The 22277-nt window shown below is 39.1% G+C and carries 21 protein-coding genes; 18 read left to right on the forward strand and 3 right to left on the reverse strand.

Going from position 1 to position 22277, the window contains the following annotated elements:
• Positions 1 to 19: 19 nt before the first annotated feature.
• The 3 genes from EUBDOL_RS09875 (at position 20) to EUBDOL_RS09885 (ending at position 3142) form a co-directional block, all read left to right on the forward strand.
• Positions 20 to 1225, forward strand: a complete 1206-nt coding sequence (locus tag EUBDOL_RS09875) for an O-antigen ligase family protein (protein ID WP_004800806.1) — start codon at positions 20 to 22, stop codon at positions 1223 to 1225.
• Positions 1222 to 1650 (forward strand): NUDIX hydrolase, encoded by a 429-nt coding sequence (locus tag EUBDOL_RS09880; RefSeq protein WP_004800807.1) that lies wholly within the window; start codon positions 1222 to 1224, stop codon positions 1648 to 1650. Before EUBDOL_RS09875 ends, EUBDOL_RS09880 begins: the two co-directional genes overlap by 4 nt.
• A gap of 166 nt (positions 1651 to 1816) precedes the next feature.
• Complete coding sequence (locus tag EUBDOL_RS09885) at positions 1817 to 3142, forward strand: YdcF family protein (RefSeq protein ID WP_004800808.1); 1326 nt, start codon at positions 1817 to 1819, stop codon at positions 3140 to 3142.
• 79 nt (positions 3143 to 3221) lie between these two features.
• Here EUBDOL_RS09885 and EUBDOL_RS09890 read toward each other — a convergent pair whose 3' ends face one another.
• Complete coding sequence (locus tag EUBDOL_RS09890) at positions 3222 to 3584, reverse strand: metal-dependent transcriptional regulator (RefSeq protein WP_022421036.1); 363 nt, start codon at positions 3582 to 3584, stop codon at positions 3222 to 3224.
• Between the two features lie 44 nt (positions 3585 to 3628).
• On the reverse strand, positions 3629 to 3985 hold the full coding sequence (locus EUBDOL_RS09895; RefSeq protein WP_218915111.1) for an arsenate reductase family protein: 357 nt from the start codon (positions 3983 to 3985) through the stop codon (positions 3629 to 3631).
• 96 nt (positions 3986 to 4081) lie between these two features.
• Here EUBDOL_RS09895 and EUBDOL_RS09900 point away from each other — a divergent pair, with 96 nt between their 5' ends.
• From EUBDOL_RS09900 to EUBDOL_RS09935, 8 genes are all read left to right on the forward strand, one after another.
• Positions 4082 to 4690, forward strand: a complete 609-nt coding sequence (locus EUBDOL_RS09900) for an L-threonylcarbamoyladenylate synthase (RefSeq protein WP_004800811.1) — start codon at positions 4082 to 4084, stop codon at positions 4688 to 4690.
• 21 nt (positions 4691 to 4711) lie between these two features.
• Positions 4712 to 4909, forward strand: coding sequence for a DUF1146 domain-containing protein (locus tag EUBDOL_RS09905; protein ID WP_004800812.1), 198 nt, complete (start codon positions 4712 to 4714; stop codon positions 4907 to 4909).
• A gap of 12 nt (positions 4910 to 4921) precedes the next feature.
• A complete protein-coding gene (locus EUBDOL_RS09910) occupies positions 4922 to 6577 on the forward strand; it encodes a cache domain-containing sensor histidine kinase (RefSeq protein WP_004800813.1) in 1656 nt (551 codons plus the stop codon).
• A 5-nt stretch (positions 6578 to 6582) separates the two neighbouring features.
• The gene (locus EUBDOL_RS09915) at positions 6583 to 8145 is read left to right on the forward strand and encodes a response regulator transcription factor (RefSeq protein ID WP_004800814.1); all 1563 of its coding nucleotides are present in this window, start codon (positions 6583 to 6585) and stop codon (positions 8143 to 8145) included.
• Between the two features lie 57 nt (positions 8146 to 8202).
• Complete coding sequence (gene spoIID / locus EUBDOL_RS09920) at positions 8203 to 9114, forward strand: stage II sporulation protein D (protein WP_004800815.1); 912 nt, start codon at positions 8203 to 8205, stop codon at positions 9112 to 9114.
• A gap of 61 nt (positions 9115 to 9175) precedes the next feature.
• Positions 9176 to 9787, forward strand: coding sequence for a M23 family metallopeptidase (locus EUBDOL_RS09925; protein WP_040463805.1), 612 nt, complete (start codon positions 9176 to 9178; stop codon positions 9785 to 9787).
• A gap of 151 nt (positions 9788 to 9938) precedes the next feature.
• Positions 9939 to 10925, forward strand: a complete 987-nt coding sequence (gene mreB / locus EUBDOL_RS09930; protein WP_004800817.1) for a rod shape-determining protein — start codon at positions 9939 to 9941, stop codon at positions 10923 to 10925.
• 28 nt (positions 10926 to 10953) lie between these two features.
• Positions 10954 to 12045 (forward strand): MraY family glycosyltransferase, encoded by a 1092-nt coding sequence (locus EUBDOL_RS09935; protein ID WP_004800818.1) that lies wholly within the window; start codon positions 10954 to 10956, stop codon positions 12043 to 12045.
• A 165-nt stretch (positions 12046 to 12210) separates the two neighbouring features.
• On the opposite strand, the gene EUBDOL_RS11640 is transcribed toward EUBDOL_RS09935, so the two are convergent.
• Positions 12211 to 12714, reverse strand: a complete 504-nt coding sequence (locus EUBDOL_RS11640) for a DUF4143 domain-containing protein (protein ID WP_218915112.1) — start codon at positions 12712 to 12714, stop codon at positions 12211 to 12213.
• A gap of 453 nt (positions 12715 to 13167) precedes the next feature.
• Here EUBDOL_RS11640 and EUBDOL_RS09945 point away from each other — a divergent pair, with 453 nt between their 5' ends.
• The 7 genes from EUBDOL_RS09945 to EUBDOL_RS09975 all read left to right on the forward strand — a co-directional run bounded on the left by EUBDOL_RS09945 (position 13168) and on the right by EUBDOL_RS09975 (position 22015).
• Positions 13168 to 13737 (forward strand): hypothetical protein, encoded by a 570-nt coding sequence (locus EUBDOL_RS09945; RefSeq protein ID WP_004800822.1) that lies wholly within the window; start codon positions 13168 to 13170, stop codon positions 13735 to 13737.
• A gap of 73 nt (positions 13738 to 13810) precedes the next feature.
• A complete protein-coding gene (locus EUBDOL_RS09950) occupies positions 13811 to 15658 on the forward strand; it encodes a SpoIIE family protein phosphatase (protein WP_004800823.1) in 1848 nt (615 codons plus the stop codon).
• 54 nt (positions 15659 to 15712) lie between these two features.
• Positions 15713 to 16933, forward strand: coding sequence for a tRNA lysidine(34) synthetase TilS (gene tilS / locus EUBDOL_RS09955; protein ID WP_235713716.1), 1221 nt, complete (start codon positions 15713 to 15715; stop codon positions 16931 to 16933).
• Between the two features lie 29 nt (positions 16934 to 16962).
• The gene (gene hpt, locus EUBDOL_RS09960; RefSeq protein ID WP_004800825.1) at positions 16963 to 17502 is read left to right on the forward strand and encodes a hypoxanthine phosphoribosyltransferase; all 540 of its coding nucleotides are present in this window, start codon (positions 16963 to 16965) and stop codon (positions 17500 to 17502) included.
• Between the two features lie 22 nt (positions 17503 to 17524).
• Positions 17525 to 19516 (forward strand): ATP-dependent zinc metalloprotease FtsH, encoded by a 1992-nt coding sequence (ftsH, locus tag EUBDOL_RS09965; protein WP_004800826.1) that lies wholly within the window; start codon positions 17525 to 17527, stop codon positions 19514 to 19516.
• 133 nt (positions 19517 to 19649) lie between these two features.
• Positions 19650 to 20903, forward strand: coding sequence for an MFS transporter (locus EUBDOL_RS09970; protein WP_177254227.1), 1254 nt, complete (start codon positions 19650 to 19652; stop codon positions 20901 to 20903).
• A gap of 35 nt (positions 20904 to 20938) precedes the next feature.
• The gene (locus tag EUBDOL_RS09975; protein ID WP_004800828.1) at positions 20939 to 22015 is read left to right on the forward strand and encodes an ArsR/SmtB family transcription factor; all 1077 of its coding nucleotides are present in this window, start codon (positions 20939 to 20941) and stop codon (positions 22013 to 22015) included.
• Positions 22016 to 22277: the final 262 nt, after the last annotated feature.

Raw genomic sequence — 22277 nt, forward strand, 5'->3', positions numbered from 1 at the left:
TTGGAATGGAGGAATTAAAGTGGGAAACTTAAATGTGAAGCTACACCATTTGTTAGATCAATTTAGTACAGATGAAAAACGTATTCTTTTGGTAGGAGCTTCTTTGTATATCCATTATGCTTTGGCGGCAGTTGTGGTTTTGTGGATAATCATAGCTATGCTACGTGAAAAAAGGTTGTTGACTATCATTAAACAAGTACCTCGTTCACGTTTTGCTTTGGTATTCTGTATCATCACGACAATTGTGGCAGCTCTCTATGAAAATTGGATAGGGGTTGCTTGCGGTATCGGACTGCTTCTTGTTTTTCTGTATATTTTTTATTATCGTACGGTAATTACAAAACCTTGTTTCGAGCTGCTGTTAGATATTTGCATAGTTTGTTCAATGTTTTTTGTCGTTTGGGGCTGTATCGAATATTATTTGATATGTCAGCGTTTAGATCATAGCGTCTTTGAGCTGTTTATTGCGAATAGTCCTAAAAACCGCGTGCATGTCGGCAGTTTTAATGCCAATTATTACGCTATGATCATCGAATTTACTGTCTTACTATGTTTTTATAAAGCTTTGCAATGGAAGTCTGTGAAGCATACTCTATGGTATGGCTTTGCGGTAATTGCTAATTTGTTTATGCTTGTGTTTACCGGTTGTCGTACAGCATGGGTACCGTTTGTAGTAAGTGTACCGTTATTGATCTTGTTTTGCGGAATGTATAAGCTCTTTGCTCTTTCTCTTGTCAGCATCGGAGGTGTTGGTGGATTTGTCTTGATGAATCCGGAGCTGATGAAACGTGCCGCGTATATAACAAAGGATTTTGCCAAACGTGAACGTATATGGACAACAGCTATTCAAGGAATAAAGGCACACCCATTGTTTGGAGAAGGGCCAATGACCTATTTACAAATTTATCCACTCTATAACGGACACCCGACAAACCATTCACATAGTATCTATTTAGATCCTATTCTTAGTCATGGCATCATTCCGGTATTGATTGTTGCTGTATATTTTTTCAGTAATTTAAAAGAAGCTGTCAAACTCTTTACACAAAAAATAGATGTTCCTTTATTTGGGTTAATAGTTGGTTTTCTTGTAACCGTACTCTTGCATGGAATGCTGGATTACACAGTGTATTGGATACAGACAGGAATTTTATTTTTGATGGTTATGTCTGCTTCAAGTATGTATTTTCAAGATGGATATAATAAAGGGAAAAGAAAGATATGACAAGTGTTCGTTTTTATGAAGAAGTTGCCGATGAATTATTAAAATTTGCGGTTATTATTGCCAAACATAAGGGAAAATGGGTGTTTTGTAAGCATCGTGAACGTGATACCTATGAGCTTTGTGGTGGGCATAGAGAAGAAGGAGAAGCTATTATCGACACTGCTAAGCGAGAGTTGTATGAGGAAAGCGGTGCTTTAACATTTGATATGCACGCAATCTGTGTTTATTCGGTACAAAAAGATGATGCTTCAAATGGAGAGGAAAGCTTTGGAATGCTTTACTATGCCGATGTTAAAAGCTTTGAGCCACAGCTGCATTATGAAATCGAAAAAACAATACTTACAAAGAATCTGATTGAACATTGGACATATCCGGATATTCAGCCTGCATTGATAGCGGAAGCAATCAGACGAGGTGTTTGTTAGGGTATCAAAATTAAGCGCGTTATGGATAGAAATCCATGCGCTTTTTTTATTCTAATTCATAAATGTTATCTATCGTTCAAAAAAATGTAACCGCTTTCTATTTACAGTTATTTTTTAAAGGACTATAATATTTTTAGAAGAACTGGTAATAAAAGGAGGGGTAAGCATGAAGAAAATCTGCAAGATAATTATTAGTTTATCGCTAGTTCTAAGTATGTCCTTCTTTGGTGGAGGCACTCGTATTTTGGCAGATGAGCCACAAGATGTAGATACTTTGATCGGAAGTCTTATCGGTTATTATCGAGATGGTGCCGAAACTGATGTGCTAAGGACATTGGATACTTTAAAAGAGGTTTCATCAGAGGATTATGAAACATGGAAAGCAATTATGGATTATTGGGATTATACGGAAAAGGAAATGGTTGAAAATATCGGTGTAGCACCCGATGGACTTCCAAACGATAATTCCCATGCGTTTATTGTGTTGGGATTTGCTTTAAATTCAGATGGAACGATGAAGCCGGAGCTGATCGGTCGCTTAGAAACAGCTTTAGCAAGTGCGCAAAAATATCCAAATTCTTATGTGCTTGTTACCGGCGGAGTTGAAAAGAATGGTTGGACAGAAGGTCAAAGAATGCATGATTGGCTTGTAGAACATGGAGTGGCAGAAGAAAGAATCCTAGTGGAAACGGAAGCTGCGGATACGGCTGGAAATGCACAAAATAGCTTTAAAATTCTTTATAATATGCCAAATATTAAAACCATATCAATGATTACCAGTCAATATCACTTGAAACGTGGCACAATTCTTTACTATGCACAATCATTGTTATCCGCAAAAGAGCTTGGCAAAACACCGATTGAATTATTGGGATATGGAAATGCCGGTTATAAAGTAGATGGAAAAGATGGAGAAACAATGTTCCAAAAAGCCAATAGTCTTAAGGATATAGCCAATGTGAAAATTCCGACAAAGTTGGTAAAATCGAAATTAGATTCTATCGAAATCAGTGGAAAACAAACGTATGTACTTGGCGAGGAATTGGATATTAAAGTAACTGCTCATTATGACACTGGATATGCAAGAGATGTAACAGACAAGGCAACGATTGTCGGCTTTGATAGTCAAAGAGAAGGCAAACAGGAAATTGCTGTTGTTTATACGGAAACGGTGCATGAATCTACATCAAGCTCTTATGATATTACAAAGAGCAATAAGCTGACGGTTGAGGTGAAAAAAGAGGATAGCGGTTCAGGAGGTACAGAAACACCTGAAAATCCGGATACAGAGAAACCTGAAACACCGGAAGGAAATGGTGGACAGGATACAAATGGCAATGCTTCCAATGGAGCGAACACTTCACAAAATGGCACAAACAACAATCATGTATCTACCGGAGATACTACCCATGTGATGCTTTATGCAGCATTGCTTGTTGTTTCATGTATAGGAATCTATGCGCTTTATAGAAAAAATAAACATGTAAAATAATACTTAATGAAAAAGACAGATGTCTAGGATCGGCATTTCGAATGGTTCGATCATAAAAAGACTCTGTCTTTTTGATGTGTTATTTTTTGAAATTTGCGATTTTTTGAAAGGTATCTTCACTGATTACATGCTCGATATGACAGGCTTCTTCATCTGCTACTTCGGCATCAACACCTAAGACATTGCATAGAAAGCTTGATATGGTCTTGTGGCGATGATAGATTTTATCTGCTAATTGCTTACCGCTGTCGGTAAAATGAATATCGCCATAGCTTTCTTGTAAAAGCAAGCCTTTTTCCTTTAATATCTTCATTGCTTTGTTTACACTTGGCTTAGAAACAGCCATTTCATTCGCAACATCAACACTGCGAATCTTGCCATGACGTTCTTCTAAGATAAGCATCGTTTCTAAGTAATCTTCCAATGATTCTCCTAAATCCATGATTTCACCCCAAACTCTAGCTGTATGATACCATAACCTCTCAATTATTGACAAAGGCTTTGATAATCTTCTTCTTTAAAACCGACAAGTACCGTATTTTCATGAATCAGTAAAGGACGTTTAACAAGCATACCATTGCTTGCTAATAGCTGAAGCTGTTCCTCTTCACTCATATCCTTTAGTTTGTCCTTCAACTGCATTTCCTTGTAAAGCTTACCGGAGGTATTAAAAAATTTCTTTAAAGGAAGCTGACTTTGTTTATGCCATAAGGCTAATTCCTTGTAGCTTGGATTATTTTCTACAATGTGTCGTGCTTCAAAAGCAATATGATGATCCGTTAAATATTTCTTTGCCTTCTTGCATGTGGAGCAAGGAGGATATTCGATAAATAGCATAAGCAAACCTCTCTTTCTTTCATAATGATAATATGATTTTGATGTTTTTGCAAACACATTGCCTTTGGTATGGTAAAATAGAAAGAAGAAAGTTGGTGTAGAATGGAAACGATACGTTATCATAAAGAGGATATACAAGCCGTTGTAAAGCAGCTTAAGCAAAAAAAAGTAATAGCTTTTCCCACCGATACGGTCTATGGCTTGGGAGTGATTTACGATGAGGAAGCACTAGCTGCATTGAAATACAGCAAAGGACGTCCGGAGAATAAGCCGATACCGACCATGGTAGGAAGTTTAGCGCAAATGGAGGAAATTGCGGTTTTGAATGAAGAAGCCAAAAAGCTGGCAGCTGCATTTATGCCGGGGGCTTTTACGATGATTTTAAAGAAGAAGGACAGTGTTGCGGATTTTGTAACAAATGGAATGGAAACGATTGGTATTCGTATGCCTCAAGATGATTTTGTTTTAGAGCTGCTTCGTCAGGTGGGCTCACCGATGCTGGTAACTAGTGCAAATTTATCCGGAGAAGCAACCGGACTAGTCGATGTGCAGGTGCTCTCTCAGCTAGATGGACGAATTGATGGGATCGTACTTGGAGAAGCCGGAGGTAAGGTGGCAAGCACCATTGTGGATATGACAAGCGGAAAGTTGAAAATTTTGCGTGAAGGTCCGATTTCCAAGGCAATGCTGGAAGCGGCATTAAAGAAATAAGGTAAGTAAAGGGAGGATTTTATGGGAAGCTATTTGGTTCGCTTATGTGTATATGTCATAAGCTTTATGCTAAGCTTTTGGGCACTTTCGGCAGTACGTTTTGAACAGCTTTGTGATGTTCGAAAGCCGGGTAAGGTACAGCTGTTGTTGTTGCTGATGGCATTGGCTTTAGGCTATTTGGTAGGACAGTTTTTATTTTCCATTACGTATTATATGTAGGAGCCTGCTTTTATGATTTCCAAGTTTTATAAATTTTTACGAAAGAAGGGCATGAAATCACGCATCGTTTTTGCCTTTATTGTAGTACCGCTTGTTTTGATTGCGGTTATTTTCTTGCTGTATTATGTCATCAGTGCCAATATTTTGTATGACAAAAGTGAACAGAGTGCAAAGGCCTTTGTTGATATGACGGAAGAAAATATTTATTTGAATACAACAAAGCTTGAGGAACAGCTGGCAACAATCATGCAGCAAAGCAATTTTTCCGCAATGCTTGCATACCCAGATGAGGACACCTATAAGCAGGCTTTTGAAGCCTATATGAGTGAAAACTCTTATTTACGTCTGCGAAAGGATTTTCAACTGTTTGATGCAGATGCGCATTTGATTTTTAAAGAGGGAGCACACATTTATCCATTGGACACTATTCTGGAAAGGAAAGATGAACAAGAAGAAAACAGTTGGGTATATGTGGAGGAATTGAAGGAAATCGTATTGATTCAAAATGTTCGTAAGAATCAACAGCTTATCGGCTATGCAGTATGTGGATTTCCTCTTGATGCCTTAAGTCCTTCGTTTACACGCATGGATCGTGAGGGAAGCATGCTGGTCATTGCCGATGAACAAGGGGAGTATTTATTTGGTACAAAGCATCTTCCTTCCGATATCAAATTTGATTTTTCACAAAAATCATTTTCTTTGCGTGAAGATAATTATTATGTAACAAGCAAAAAGGTGAGGGGAATGGATTGGCAGATCGTAAGCTTGATCAGCGAAGAAAATCTGTATCAGGAGCTGCACAACTTCCGCAATATGATTTTATTGTATGGAATTTTACTAACAATCGTATTGGAAATCATTGCTTTCTTTATTTATCACAGCATTTATGATCCGATGAATAATATTTTGACCACGATGCGCTCGATTGATGAAGAACGCAGTTTGGTACAGCGTGTAGTCGATGACGGCAATGATGAGGTGCATCAGGTAGCAGTTAATTTTAATGAGCTGTTGGATCGCATTGAGGAGCTGGTGAAAACGGTGGAATCGGAACAGGAACAAAAGCGTGAAACTCAATTTCAGCTCTTACAAGCCCAGATCAATCCACACTTTTTATTCAATACGCTAAATACGCTGCACTTTTTGGCTTTGATGAACGATGACAAGCCGGTAGGAGAAGGCATTAGTGCATTGGCAAAGCTGCTGCGTAATACGATAACCGATCAAAAGGACGAGGTAAGCGTAGCGGAGGAAATCGAAAACCTAAAAAATTACATCATTATTCAAAAACTGCGTTATGGCGATCTGTTTGAAACCGTCTATAATATTGATGAGGAAGTAAAGGATTGCAAAATCTTGAAATTTTTGTTGCAGCCAATCGTAGAAAACAGTATTTTACATGCATTTGAGGAGGATCGCGAGCATCAGCTATTGACGATTCGGGCGCAGAAGTATCATCATTATTTAAAGATTTCGATTGGTGATAATGGAAAAGGTTTCAAACCAAAGGAACGTAAGAATAGCAATCGTAACTTAAGCGGAATCGGCATTGATAACATATCCGAACGTATTCGTTTGATGTATGGAGAAAAATATTCCATGCAGATTCAAAGCTCGATTGGCTTTGGTACGATCGTAACGCTGCTGCTTCCATTTACAAAGGAGTGATATTCATGTATAAAGTAATGATTGTAGATGATGAACGACTGATACGTATGACATTGAAAACGATGATTGATTGGCATGCATTGGACTGTGAGGTTGTGGCAAGCGCAAAAGATGGGGAAGAAGCAATGAAGCTTTTTAAGCTTCATCAGCCGGAAATTGTGATTACCGATTTAAAGATGCCGGGAATGGACGGAGTAGAGCTGATTGAACAAATCAAAGCCGATAAGCCGGATACAGCAGTCATTGCGTTAAGCAACTACTCTGATTTTGAATATGTACGTACGGCAATGAAGGCAGGAGCATTCGATTATTTGTTGAAGGTAACATTGGAAAAGGAGGATTTGATCTCCATTATTACGCAGGCAAAGCAATGCTGTATCGCCAATAGTACATCGAATGATGAGGCAATGCACACCGCTATTCAGGCGCTTCAACAAAATTTGGTTTTGATGAAAAACGAGCATTTGGTTAATCAGGCACAGTATGAGCGTATCTTTGCATTGCCTTATTTTGTTGGATATGAGGCGCATTATCAGTTGGCTTATTTTCGTATTGATAATATTGATTTCCTATATCTTGATAAGATCAAGGATCATCATCGCTTGCAAGCTCATCTGCATGATTTGATAAAGGAGTGTATTCCGGTAAGCATGGAGCATACTTTATTGTTTATCAGCAATCATTCCGGTATGATTTTATTTAACAGTGGAGAAAAACTACGAGTTGTGAATATTTGTAACAGTATCATTCGCAATATCGCACAATATATGGATATTGCGGTAAGTATTACGGTATCTGATGCCTTGCATAGCTTTGAAGATTTCATTCCGGCTTATGAAAGGCTATTGGAGGCGCATGAGCAGCGGTTTTATGAAGGAGAAGGTGTGCTGATTCAAAGTGAGGGCTATCAGCCATTTCATGAGTTGAGCTTAGATGATTTGCATGTGCATTTGGATATTTTGGAGGCTCAAAAAGCAAGGGATTTCGCAAGTATTGCTCAACTGCAACAGGAAGCCTTAAGCTATATGCGAGAGCACTGGATCGATCCGAAAACGGTAAAGGATTATTTCGTTTTTATCTTTAATAATATGGAGGGAAATGAGATTTCCAAAGGGAAGAAGATTGCTATTCCATTCGATAAGCTAAATGAACAAATCCGCATGGCAGAAACCATAGAAAAGCTAGATGAGGTATTGGACGAATCTTTTACGGTCATTGACAGCTGGCTGAAAAGCGAGGAAACCAATAAGTATCGTAAGGAAGTAGTCGATGTAATGGAATATGTAGAGGCACATTTGGATCAACGTCTGACATTGTGTATGATCGCGCAGCATTTTGAAATGAGTGAAAGTACCTTAAGCCGTATGTTTAAAAACGAAACCGGAAAGAATATGAATTATTATATCAATGAAAAGAAGATGCAAAAGGCAATGGAGATTTTGGTGAATGATGCCGCAATGATCAAAGATGTCGCAGCTGCGGTAGGAATGGACGATCAGCTGTATTTCAATAAAGTGTTTAAGAAGTATTATCATGTTTCACCGAGCGAGGTTCGTAAAAAGCGTTAAGGCTTATATGTATATTGGTAAATTGGCTTTCATATAATGGGATAAGGGCGTGATTGAATGAAGGTGTATATCAAGGCGGTGGTTATAGCGCTTATCGTGGTGGGCGTGTTTCTGCTGTTGGTACATAACAATACGTATGAGGTCTTATGGGAGGATATTAAGGAAGGTATTTTTCAAACACAAAAGAAGGAGCCTGTTGTGCATCTGACAAGACAAGATGGTACGAAGCAAGAGCTGGCATTGGAAGCCTATTTAGAGGGTGTTGTCGGTTCGGAAATGCCGGCTTCCTATGAAATGGAAGCGTTGAAGGCACAATGTGTAGCGGCGCGAACCTTTGTAACCCAACGGGATTTTCAGGTTGATGATACGGTGTCCTCACAGGTATATCATGATGAGGCGCAGCAACGACAAATTTGGGGCGATGATTACGATTATTATCATAAACGGATTCAAAGTGCGATCGAACAGACACGAGGAGAGATCATGACCTATGAGGGAGAGCCGATTTCAGCGGTATTCTTTTCAACATCATGTGGGAAAACAGCCAATGCACATGAGTATTGGAACAAGGAAACGCCATATTTAAGAAGTGTGGACAGTCATTGGGACAAGGAAAGTGATGGATTTGAGCAGCAAGTAGTTTTTACAGCACAGGAATTTGCGAATAAACTAGGCTTTGTTCATTCGATTACCCAACTTTCCGCTCCTGCTTACTATGAAAGCGGCTATGTGAAAAGCATTACGATCGATGGTATTACCTTTAGCGGACGTGAGATCCGTGAAAAGCTAGGACTTCGCTCCTCTTGTTTTACGATTGCGAGGGAAAATAATCAATATACAGTAACAACCAAGGGATATGGACATGGTATTGGTATGTCGCAAAAGGGAGCGCAGGCAATGGCGTTGGAAGGAAAGAGCTATAAGGAAATATTGAAGCATTACTATCAAGGTATCAAGATTGAAAAATAGATGTATATAGATGTATAAAGCGGCTTGGATAAGGGCATAATCATCACGAGAGGTGATGATTATGTATAGCTATACGAATAAGCGAAAGCTATCGAAAAAAAAGGTTTTTCTTTCACTGACCTGTCTTTTTGTCGCAGGTGTTGCATACTTCACATACGATTATATGAATAAGCAAAAACCAGCTGCACCGGTGTTTAAGGAGGAACTTCCCGTCTTGGCGCTTCCGGATAGTGCAAAGAAGATCGGGCTTCCCTTTACGGTACAAGCAACAACCGCACTTGATTTTTTTGACGGTAAGCAGGGAGATATTGAAAGCATGACCTTGTTTGAGGGTGTATATCGTGGAAATCAAGGTATGGATTACACCTTCGGGGAGGAAGCCTTTGAGGTAGTATCCTGTTATGATGGAAAGGTCAGTGAGGTAAAAGACGATCCGATCTTCGGCCAAAGCGTCAGTGTTGCCTATGATGATGTGGTATTTACCTATCAAAGTCTTTCCGAAGTGTTGGTAAAAAACGGTGATGAAATAAAAAGCGGTGAAGTGATCGGTAAGGCAGGTAAGAATATTTACAATAAGGAGCTGGGAAATCATCTGCACATCGTTGTTACAAAAGGCGGTCAAATAAGAGATCCGGAAAGTGTGTATGGCAAAACGATAGAGGAACTGAAATAGTACCGTAAGCAGGTACTATTTTATGTATTTTAAGGGGCAAAAGGCTTCCTTTGCGCAATCCTTACGTTGTCGTAAGAAAGCCATATTTTAGGTTTTTAATTTTTAAAAGTATGTTATAATGTTGTATGCTTGAAGAACGGAGGAAATATAAATGTTTTCAAAAGAAGTTGGAATTGACTTAGGAACAGCGAACCTCTTGATGTATGTAAAAGGGGAAGGCGTTGTAATCGACGAACCTAGTGTTGTTGCCATAGATGCAGAAACAAAGAAGTGCTTAGCGGCTGGACAGGACGCAAAAGATATGCTTGGAAGAACGCCGGGCAGAGTGCTTGCGATTCGACCTTTGAAGGATGGTGTTATTGCGGATTTTGAGGTAACGGAGATCATGTTGAACTTTTTCTTTAAAAAGCTTGCGATTAAAGGAATGTTTAAACGTCCTACGATCTTGATTTGCTGCCCAAGCAATATTACCAGTGTAGAGCGTAATGCGATTCGTGATGCGGCATATCGTGCCGGTGCGAAAAAAGTATATATCGAAGAAGAACCAAAAGTTGCGGCTGTCGGTGCCGGTTTGGATATCGGTAAGCCAAGTGGCTGTATGGTGCTTGATATCGGTGGTGGAACAACCGATGTTGCGGTCATTTCATTGGGTGAAATCGTATCCAGCACATCTTTGAAGGTAGCGGGTGATACTTTCGATCGCGATATTATTAAATTTGTCAAAGAAGAAAAGAAACTGCTGATTGGAGATCGTACGGCAGAAGATGTGAAAAAGCAGATCGGTACGGCTTGGAAGGGCAGTGCAAGTGATACGATTGAGGTTAGCGGTCGTGATTTGGTAACCGGACTTCCTACAACGATTACCTTGAATTCACGTGAGATTCAATCAAGCATGGCAGAAAGTTTACAGGACGTTGTTCGTGCTTGTAAGACCGTGTTGGAACAAACACCTCCGGAATTGGCAAGCGACATCGTAACACGCGGTATCGTACTGACCGGTGGAGGTGCATTGCTTCGTGGTATTGATGAGCTATTGCGCAATGAGCTGCATATTCCGGTATATGTTGCGGAAAATGCTTTGCGTTGTGTTGCCGAGGGAACCGGTATTTTATTAGAAAACTTGCATTTAGTACAGTAGAACAAAGGTAGTAAGCGGGGTGATCATCGTGGAATGGCTGGTGTATATTTTGGTTCCAATGGCTCTTTCAGTGGTGATTACGCCGCTTTTAAAACGCATTGCCTGTCATTTGGGCATTTATGCGAAAACCAATCAGCGTACGATTCATAGCGGAAAGATTGCCCGTATCGGCGGAGTTGCAATCTATGTTTCGTTCATCATTTGCATGGCGGTATTTATGAAAGCCGATGCGACCATGAACGGTATTTTGATTGGTGGTACGATTATGTTTATCGGTGGATTGATTGATGATATGGTTGAACTTCCACCTTATGGAAAGCTGCTGTTTCAAATCGTAGCTGCCCTTGTTGTGATGTGGGTTGGCGGTATTTCCTTGGATACGATTCGATTGCCTTTTGATATTACGATCAATTTCAGTCTTGTTTCCATCATGGTAACACTGCTTTGGATCATCGGTATTACGAATGCTATCAATTTGGTTGATGGATTAGATGGCTTAGCGGGCGGTATCAGTGCCATTATCTTGATGGTTATTGCCTGTATTTCGGTTGTAGAGGGACGCTTGGATATTCAAACCATGTCGCTGCTTTTGGTAGGTGCTATTCTAGGCTTTCTGTTTTATAACGTGCACCCTGCCAGCATTTTTATGGGAGATTGCGGTGCGTTATTTTTGGGCTTTATCATCTCGGTTATTTCGCTTTTGGGATTCAAGGGCTCTACGGTTATGACCTTGGCTTTACCGATCTTATTATTGGCAGTGCCGATTGTCGATACGATTGGAGCGATTTTACGTCGTAAGCTTTCCGGACATAAGTTTTCCGATGCGGATAAAATGCACCTTCATCATTTGTTGATGCAGCGTTTCGGACATCGCAATACGGTGATTTTGTTGTATATCGCAACGGCAATGTTTGGCTTTACCGCTTATGCTTATATCATTAACAAAGCAACCGGATTGGTAGTTTTGTTTGTGATTGGTTTGATTATGGAGCTGTTTATTGAATTTAGTGGTATGATATCGAAACAATATCACCCCATTCTATCATTAGCAAATCGTATGTATCGTAAAAGCAAGCAGCTCTATTATATGTTTTCTAAGACCAATAAAAAAACAAAATAAACACATAGCTGTACTTCAACTGGAGGTTACAGCTTTTTTTGAGCTATTTTTACAAGAAGTGGTGGTAACAGTTAAATAACTAAAAAATAAAAAGACAGGATTTTGGCAATCCTGTTCTCACAGCTTTAGTCTTTTAAGGCAGTGATAGGCACTACAAATATGCCATCATCTCTTTGATATGCAGCATTCGATAGTCCATAAATAATGCACAGGCGAGTGAGGAATCGCAGAAATGTCTTTTTTCGGCTTGTTTAACTCTGATTGATGAACGAATTTTGCTTGCTTTTGGTTATCAATGATGAATAAACGTGAGAATATATTTAGATATTCTGCAAGGGTATTTACATCAATATCTTTGTCATCATTATCCTCTATATCATTTTTTAAGGTTTTGTTTGTAACTGTTGTATTTTCGTTTCTTGCTAGTGAGCGTAACAACAATCGCATCTTATGAATATCTCTTTTTACGCCATCGGTTCTATAAACATCATCGTTTAATACTACCTCGATATATTCTTTAGGTAACAAGGCAGCTTGTTTCATAGGCAATTCAATGCTTGCGAGCCAACCACCGTGAATGACCAATTCGATGATTTTTTTAAGCTGATAGAACCGGTCATCTTGCAAGGATATATCGCCAGAGGAATCATTTGACTCGTATAATGACATGGTTTGCATGCGCAATCTAGCAATCTAGGAGTAAAGCCTTCTAATATTAAAGATGGTTCCATTTCTGCTGATTTTCTATTTTGGAAGTTTTTGCTTGGTTCTTCAAGATATATCTCACTATTGCAATGGTAGGAAGATGTCCAAGTTTTACCACACGATTTAGGACCTTTGATACAAATTGCGCTAAAGGTAGATAGGTATGTACGTATCCATTTTTTTGTTGATGATTCTGTATTTTCAACCCGAATGATTTTTAAAAATTTATACATTTATTTTATGCTGTATACCAAAAAGATATTTTGAATATGGACTGTTAGTGAATTTATAAGGGCTAGAAAGAAGAGGTAAAGCATTCAAATAAATTTGAATTTTCATGAAAATTATCACGTATTTGTTTATTTTTCACGTTTATGTATAAAAAGTAGCGTAAGTATATAAGTAGAGGTGGTATGTATGGAAATAAAAAAATTATATGAGCTTTTGGCACAGGATAATGCGCAGGGTGTTTTGGGGGATAAAATCTATTGGAATGAGCTTTGGGATCATTATGTAGAAGAAAAGAGTGCGGATTATAAAAGCTTAGATGTTAAGGAAGGCATTTCACGTTTTATCTCGGATCAAAATTTGCGTATGCGAAGGAATGCGACGAATTGTGCGCAATTGGGAGTGGATATTCGTGTGGGAGATATTTGTTATATTGATTTTGGAGAAGCCTATGTATCGGAAATCGGTTATCAACACTTTGGTATCATATTGGCATTCTTTCATAATAAAGCATTTGTAGTGCCGATGAGTGGCAATCATACAGCTTATGTGCAGGCTTACAGCAAGGATAATCCGAATGGAAAGCGTCATTTGATGCGTTTGGGAAAGGTGGAGGGCATGAATAAGGAAAGCGTATTGTTTATCAATGATGCGAAGTTTATCAATACAGCTAGAATTATTGATGTTAAAGCACATTTATCCCGTCAAAGTGAGCTTTTTAAGGAAATCAAGCAGCGTGTGATCAAATGCTTGGAATGAATTTCAAGGTGCATGACAAAAACTGACAGAATATATAGGAAATCTCCTCTACAATACGGTAGAGGTGGTTGGAATGGAAAGAACCATAGCATACAGAGAACAAAGAGAGGCAGTGCTGAAGCTAAGTGATGTCTATTGCATCGTATTAGCCCTTTTCGCAATAGGAATACCTACGGCTTTTCGTCCGGCTTTTCTCTTTGTTTATATAGCAGCTTTGGCATTAAGAAATACAAGGGAATGCGTACTGACAATTTTAACCTTGATGGTTTGTTTCCTATTACATAGTATGCGCTTGGCATATATTTATGCCTTAGGCTTCTTGCTTTATTTTACGATATTACAAGCTGCAAGACTCCTACAGGCCAATATTTATCGCTTGCTTCCCTATATAAGCAGTGCACTTGTTGCCATATACAGTTTTATGGAATTTGCTTTGAGAAAGGAAGTAATCGTACTTCCACTTGTGACCTTTCTGCTTGTGAAAGAAATGCTGCACGATACGCGTTGGATCAATCATGATGAATTCTTTTATAAACGTATGAAGGAATTGTTGATTTTGGGTGGTATGTTTGCTTTGGTGGGAATACTTCCAAACTATGCTGTGTTATGGTATATGCTTGGGATTGCTTTGATATGTGGTTTGACATCAATGGAGATCGCAATTGGATTTTTGGTGGTATGTGCAATCTTTTTATCGTCATCTTTTACTTTGCCCTTGGCACTTATGGGCTTATGTGTGATGTATCAGCAACGAAAGCAGTTCTTATTCCTATGTGTGTTAGGCGGCTTTTATTTTATACCGATGCGTTGGGAGATGTATGTCGGTGTGTTGGTGCTTGCAGGAATACTGTTGTTAAAGCAGCCGGTGTATGTAGATCAAAAGGAGCCAATAGCTTTGCCGCAGAATCAGCAGTTAAAGCGCAATATTGTAAACTATGCCGGTATTTTTCAGCTGTTGGCGGATTACTATGCCTCTATCAGTGATGTGGAAAGTGAATTGCTGTTTAATATGGCACAGGCTTTGGAATATCAAGCGGATATGCTGGTAAATGAGCAGGATATGGATCGGAAAAAGCAGATGATGAAGGAGGTTTTGGAGGAATATCGCTATCGGGTACATCATATTCATTTGGAAGAGGAAATGAAAGGAATTATACAAATGGAGCTGGAACTTGGCAATATGCAAAAAAAAGAGCTGAAGCTTACGGTTCTTCCGCTATTGGAAAACTTAACCCATCAGAAGCTGCAAATTGAAACAGTTTTACGTCATCGTTGGCTGCCGAAAACCTATCGTATCCTTGTTACAAATAAAGCTGTACTGCCGATTGAAACTGTTTGCGACAGCCTTGGCAATGCGTATACGGAAAATGGTGATAGTCATAGTGTGTTTCGTTTCCAACAAAGTTTGGTATGTATGATTTCCGATGGTATGGGGAATGGGGAGCGAGCATTGCAGAGCAGTCGCTTGGTTACCGGTATGTTTCAACGCATGGTTACCGGTGGAATGTCGCAAAACAATGCTATTCGTTGTATCAATAAGCTAGTGCAAAGCGATACCTTTGCGACGCTTGATGTTTTATGTTTTCACGAAAGTGAACAAAAGCTGTATATTTCCAAATCAGCAGCTTGTCCGACATATTTGCTTCGACAGGGGAAATTGCAGGAGATCAACGGCAGTGCGCTTCCCATAGGGATTGTAACGCAGATGCAGCCGGATTGTTTCTGTATGGAATATTTGCCGGAAGATGAGTTTTTAATGGTAAGTGATGGCATTTCGCATAGAGAAATCGAAGCTTGGCTTGTGAAACGCAGTGGTAAAACACTTGATGAACAGGCAAAGGAGCTGCGCGAAATCTTGCATCAAAACAAGCGCTTTGATGATTCGACATTCATTTTCATAAAAGTAGGGAAAATAACATAATCTCACATAAAAGACAGGTTGAAATAGCCTGTCTTGTTTTGTATAATACCTCTTATGAACATGGAAACATTGGATTTGCATAAGGTATATATTATCGGTGTCAGCGGAGGACCGGATTCGATGGCACTTTTAGACATGTGTCGAAGACATGGCGTATCCATGGTAGTAGCACATGTGAATTATCAAAAGCGAGAAAGTGCAGCTCGTGATATGCAAATTGTGCAGGATTATTGCAAGCAGTATGGTATAGCCTGTGAGGTATATATGCAAAATAAGCAGTGTACCTATAATTTTCAAGCCTTTGCACGTGATGTACGTTATGCGTTTTATCGTAGTCTTTGTGAGATTTATCATGCACAGGGGGTACTTTTGGCACATCAGATGGACGATCATATCGAAACCTATCTGATGCAGAAGGAAACCAAGCGTTTAGGTTCGTATTACGGTATTCGCAAAAAGGGAATCGTGCTTGGTGTAAAGGTGTATCGACCATTGCTTACGAAAAGCAAAAAACAGTTAGAGGAGTATTGTGCGCAACATGGTGTAGAATATGGCATTGATGAATCGAATCTATCTGATGATTATGCTAGAAATCGAATGCGCCATCACGTTGTGGATAAAATGACAACAAAAGAAAAGCAAGCCTTATGCGATACGATTGAACAGGAAAATAAAGCGTGGCAAGCCTTGTGTTTGAAATGTCAGAGCTTTCTATCCACTTGGAATGGAAGCATTGCCTCCTTGCAAGATCTAGAGGAAGAAATGCTGATGCAGGTGCTGGCACAATTTATTTTTGAGCAGTGTGCGATGCATGTATCACGTAAGGAGCTAGTTACTTTAAAGGAGTTAATTTGCCACCATGCAAATCAGTGGACAAGAGATATCGGAAGCAGCTATCTTATATATAGCGAATACGGTAAGCTATGTTGTGATGTAAAGGAAGATGTTTCTTATAGCTATACCTTGCAGACACTAGAGGAGCTGCATACACCATATTTTCATATCGGAAAAGAAGGCAAAGGAAGCGAGGCGCTTACGCTTTATGAAGCGGATTTTCCGATAACGATTCGCTCTTATCGCCAAGGAGATCGTATTGCGATGCGCTTTGGAAGTAAGCGGGTAAGTCGTTGGTTTATAGATCGTAAAATACCACAGGCTGTGCGTAGACGCTATCCGATTGTGGAAAATGCGCAGGGAAAGGTGATTTTAGTGCCTAATTTAGGGTGTGATATTACACATTTCTCTAACAATCCTACCTGTTTTGTGGTAAAATAAAACTATATGTCTTATTAGGAGGACGAAGCATGCAGAATGTAATCGAAAGAGTTTTAGTTACAAGAGAAGAAATTGAAAAACGATGCGATGAACTGGGAAAGGAAATCAGTGAAGCATATAAGCAGGATAAGGAAGCACCGCTGTTGGTTGCTTTATTAAAAGGAAGTGTGCCTTTTTTAAGTGAGTTGATCAAGCATATTGATTTGGATATTCAATTTGATTTTATGAATGTATCCAGCTATCAGGGTACACAGTCTGTCGGTGATGTGAAAATCCTAAAGGATTTGGATATTTCCATTAAGGATCGCCGTATTCTTTTGGTAGAGGATATCGTTGATACCGGAAGAACCTTGAAAAAAGTAACGCAGCTGTTAATGAATAAAGGGGCTGCCGATGTTAAGGTTGTCGCATTATTGGATAAGCCGGAGCGTAGAGTGGTGGATATTGAAGCGGATTATATCGGCTTTACGATTCCCGATGAATTTGTTGTCGGCTTTGGGCTTGATTACAATGAGCATTATCGCTGCTTCCCATACGTTGGGGTATTGAAAAAAGAAGTATATAAATAATTCTCGTTAAGGAGGAAATCTTATGAACAATAAAAAAGTGGTTAGCTTTCTGCCTTATATTGCGGTGATTGGTATTTTATTGTTACTGATATCATCACGTTTTACAAGCAATGCCAAAAGCTTTACGTACAATGAGTTTTTGAATAAGGCGGATAAAATTGAATTTAAGAGTGCGGAAATGTCCATGGGAACGACCGTTATCGACATCAGCGGTACGTATATGGAAAAGGGTAAGGAAGTCGGCTTCATGGTCAGTGTTCCAAATACCGAAAGCAATGTGGAAACATTGACAAAAACCTTTCAGAAGAATAAAAAGATGAAGCTGGTGGTCAATGACCCGAATCGTGAAAACTTTTTGATGAGCTTTCTGATGAATATTTTACCGTTTATCTTTATTGCCGGTATTGCCTTTTTCATGTTTAGCAAAATGAATGCCGGCGGTAATAACAAGGCATTTGAATTCAGTAAGTCCAAAGCACGTATGGAGGGCAATATCAAGGTGCGCTTCAAGGACGTTGCGGGCTGTGATGAAGAAAAAGAAGAAGTCAAAGAAATCATTGATTACTTGAAGGATCCAAAGCGTTTTACGGATATGGGAGCGCGGATTCCGAAGGGCATGTTGATGGTAGGTCCTCCGGGTACCGGTAAAACCTTATTGGCGAAGGCTGTTGCGGGTGAGGCAGATGTTCCTTTCTTCTCTATCAGCGGTTCGGATTTTGTGGAAATGTTTGTCGGTACGGGTGCCAGTCGTGTGCGTGATATGTTTAAAAAGGCTGCTCAAGCTGCTCCATGTATCGTGTTTATTGATGAAATTGATGCAGTTGGTCGTCAGCGTGGTGCCGGTATGGGCGGTGGAAACGATGAGCGTGAACAGACCTTGAACCAGTTGCTTGTGGAAATGGACGGTATGGGCGAGAATAAGGGTATCGTTATTATTGCCGCTACCAACCGTCCTGATGTTCTTGATCCTGCTTTGTTGCGTAGTGGACGCTTTGATCGTCAGATTACCGTAAATTTACCGGATAAGCGCGGACGTTATGAAATTTTGAAGGTTCATGCAAGAAACAAAAAATTGGCTGCCGATGTCAATTTGGAAAATTTAGCGAAGCGAACTCCCGGCTTTTCCGGTGCGGATTTGGAAAATGTCTTGAACGAAGGTGCGATTTTAGCTGTTCGTGGAAAACGTAAGATCATTACATTAGACGATTTAGATGAAGCAATTGACCGTGTTATGATGGGACCGGCAAAAAAATCCAAGAAATATTCCGACAAGGAAAAACGTTTGGTGGCTTATCATGAAGCAGGGCATGCGGTAATCGGTTTGAAATTGGAAAGTGCCGATAATGTCGAAAAAGTTACGATCATTCCACGTGGGGAAGCCGGAGGCTATAATATGATGATTCCGGGTGAGGAAAAAATGTTCCCTACAAAAGCGGATTTCATGGGACAGATTACCGGTTTAATGGGTGGTCGTGTTGCGGAAGAAGTTATATTTGATGAGATTTCTGCAGGGGCCAGCAATGATATTCAAAAGGCAACGAAGATTGCGAAAGCAATGGTACGCAGTTGGGGTATGTCAAGCCTTGGACCGATTCAATACGATGATGGTACAGGCAATGTGTTCTTAGGTAGAGATTATAGCAGCGGATCAAATTATTCCGGTGAAATTGCATACGAAATTGATAAGGAAATTCGTAAGATCATCAATGAATGCCATGAACAGGCAAAACAGATCATTCTTGAAAATAAGGATTTATTAACATTGATTGCGGATACATTGGTAGAAGAAGAAACAATTACCAGTGAACAGATTATGAATCTGATGAATTATGGAACTTTGGACAATCCAAATGAAGAAAAAAAGCAAACGATTGAAAAGCTGGAAGCTGATGCAACTGATGTTTTTGAAACAGAACGTGTGGAGGAACAAACAGCTGCCAACGAATTGGCAGAGAGTGAGCTTGATGAGGCTTTAAAGGAATTGACCAAAGATGATTTCCATGATGAGAATTAAAGGGTACGAGGAATCGTGCCTTTTTTTTGGATTTCCCATTTTTGATGATTATCTAATATTTATTCTATAAATATTGAAATAATGTTTGACATACATCTAATATATGTTTATAATAGCGTTGAGGTTGATGGATATGAAACAATTATTAGATAAGTATAAAACATTGAGTGATCAAAGGCAATATCATAAAATTATTGCCGCTAATATCGTGAATCGCTTTGGTGATGCGATCGATCAGATAGCTTTTACATGGTTGGTGTATGAGCTAACGCATAGTGCACTATGGAGCACCTTGGTTTTCGGTGTGAATATGTTGCCTACTGTATTGATTCAGCCCTTTGCCGGAGCTATCGTAGAGCGTATGCGAAAACAAAATGTTATGGTAGTCTGCGATATTATTCGTGGGATCCTTGTTGCCGGCATTGCTTTCGGTTATGTGTTTGGTATTTTACAGCCATGGATACTCTTGGCAGTAACCTTTTTAAACTCATTGGTTGAAGCAATGCGTGTACCGGCGGGTATTGCGATTGTTCCAAGATTGTTGGATAAGCAATGCTTCGATACCGGAGTATCTTTAAATTCCTCATGTTCAAGAGCGATGGAGTTGATTGGAACAGGCGCTGCCGGATTTATTATTGCGCTGATCGGTGTCCATGGTGCAATTCTATTAGATGCGCTAACCTTCTTCATGAGTGCAGGTATCATTGCATTGATTCGCTACCAAGAAGAAACAAAGCATGCGCAGCTAAATGTTCATTCTTATTTTGTAACCTTAAAGGAAGGCTTCCACTATATTATGAAAAGTGATACCTTGCTTGTGATTTGCGTAATCGGTGCTTTCCTTAACTTCTTTACAACACCTTTGAACTCCGTATTACCATCATATATCCATGAGGTGTTAAGAAGCGGAAGCGAAATGCTATCGGTATTGTCAATTGCCATATCCTTAGGCTCTATTCTAGGCAGCTTTCTTTATCCGCTTATCGCCGAAAAAATTTCAAAGCGGTGGCTGCTTATCGGTATATTTATGTTTGAAGCTGTTTTCTATATCTTGATCATTGTTCTTCCTTATGCATTAACAAGTCTGCTGCTATCTCAATTTCTTATTCTTGTTTTGTTCTTTATTATAGGCTTTTTGAGTGCTGCCTGCAGCACGTATCTATCGGTATATCTTACAAGTCATGTTGATGTAGATTACATGGCAAGAATTTCCGCTACCTTTAATGCCTGCTTATGCTGCTGTATTCCGATTGCAAGTACTATTATTTCTTTGTTATTAAATATAACAAACTTTGTGGTAATCATACTAGGAACCGGTTTTCTGTCTTTGTTTGTAGCACTTTGTATGCTATCTTTACGAAGTATTCGTGTATTAGATGAAAAGTAATGGTATAATAAAGTCATAACAAAAAGGGTGATGACATGGGAGTATTTTATCATAGAGAGTATCATGTAATTTTAGAGGCACATGGGATTTTAACGCGTTATTATATGCGTGAAGACCTTGATAAGCTAAAAAATAATTTGCAAAAGAAATCAGGTTATACACAGTATTCGGAATATGTTTTAACAACGGTAAAACGCATGTATGAAGAAGTTGTCAAAGGTTTTGAATTTCCGCAAGGAATGGAAATGTATTTCCAATATATTGATTCTAATAATAGCGGAGGTAATTTGGCAAATGCCATGCTTATGGATAGTTGGTTAACAGAGGGAATAGAAGAGGCGGATTTAGCAGCTTATTTGAAACAGCGATTTCATGAGGATAAGACGTTGTTTATTGCCTGCGTTATTGATGAATTTGATGTAAATAAAAAACTTGATGATAAAGAATTTATGGCTATTCTGGAAGCAATGGATATTGAAGAAGGAATGAAATGGAATATTTGGCGCATTTATCAAAATTTTGATGAGCATGTAGATCGCGTAGTAGCTGTTGTATTAAAGTTGATACCTAAAATTCGTGAAGTGTATGCTAACTATGAGCATGCCTTTGATGAATTTCATGAGTATTGGGAAACGGCTTGCCAGGATGGCAGCTTTTATGAAAAGTTAAAGAAGAGTGTAAAAATTTCGGGAAATTTAGAACAAGATGAAATTGTATTTCATCCGAATTATGTTTTATGTAATTCTATTCAATTTACAACAAATGATCGTACGATGAAGCGATTGTATCTTTATCTAGGTGTATTATTTCGCGAGGATAGCTTTGTCAATGATGCAAAGCTGAGTCGTTCGGAAATGCTGATACGCTTCAAGTTGTTATCTGATGCCAGTAAGTATGAAATTTTACAGCTATTGAAAAACGAACGTAAGTATGGCTTGGAACTGGCAGAGCACTTACATTTATCGGCCGCTACGATTTCACATCACATGAATGCCTTGAGCACTTGTGGCTTGTTGAATATGGAAAAAGATGCCAATCGTGTGTATTATCGTTTGAATAAGGTGCAGATTGAATGTATGATCGATCAGCTGCGCAAGGATTTATTGGAGTAGCTATATGTGTAAAAAGATAAGTGCTTCTATAAGTCTTATCTATATTACAGCGTATGGGGAATGGAAGACTATCGGTATTTTCTTGCTATATTGAAATATTTATGAAGATTATGATTAGATTGTTGATATCATTGAGTGCTTATATGGAAGTGGCTTTGCTTGAGAAAATTATTAAAAGCTTAATGATATCATGTTCAATCATCTCTACTTATCGCAATTTAAAAATATGTGAAACACAGGTACAATAGAGTACAGGTGTTTC

This window comes from Amedibacillus dolichus DSM 3991 (assembly GCF_000154285.1).
Taxonomy (GTDB): domain Bacteria; phylum Bacillota_I; class Bacilli_A; order Erysipelotrichales; family Erysipelotrichaceae; genus Amedibacillus; species Amedibacillus dolichus.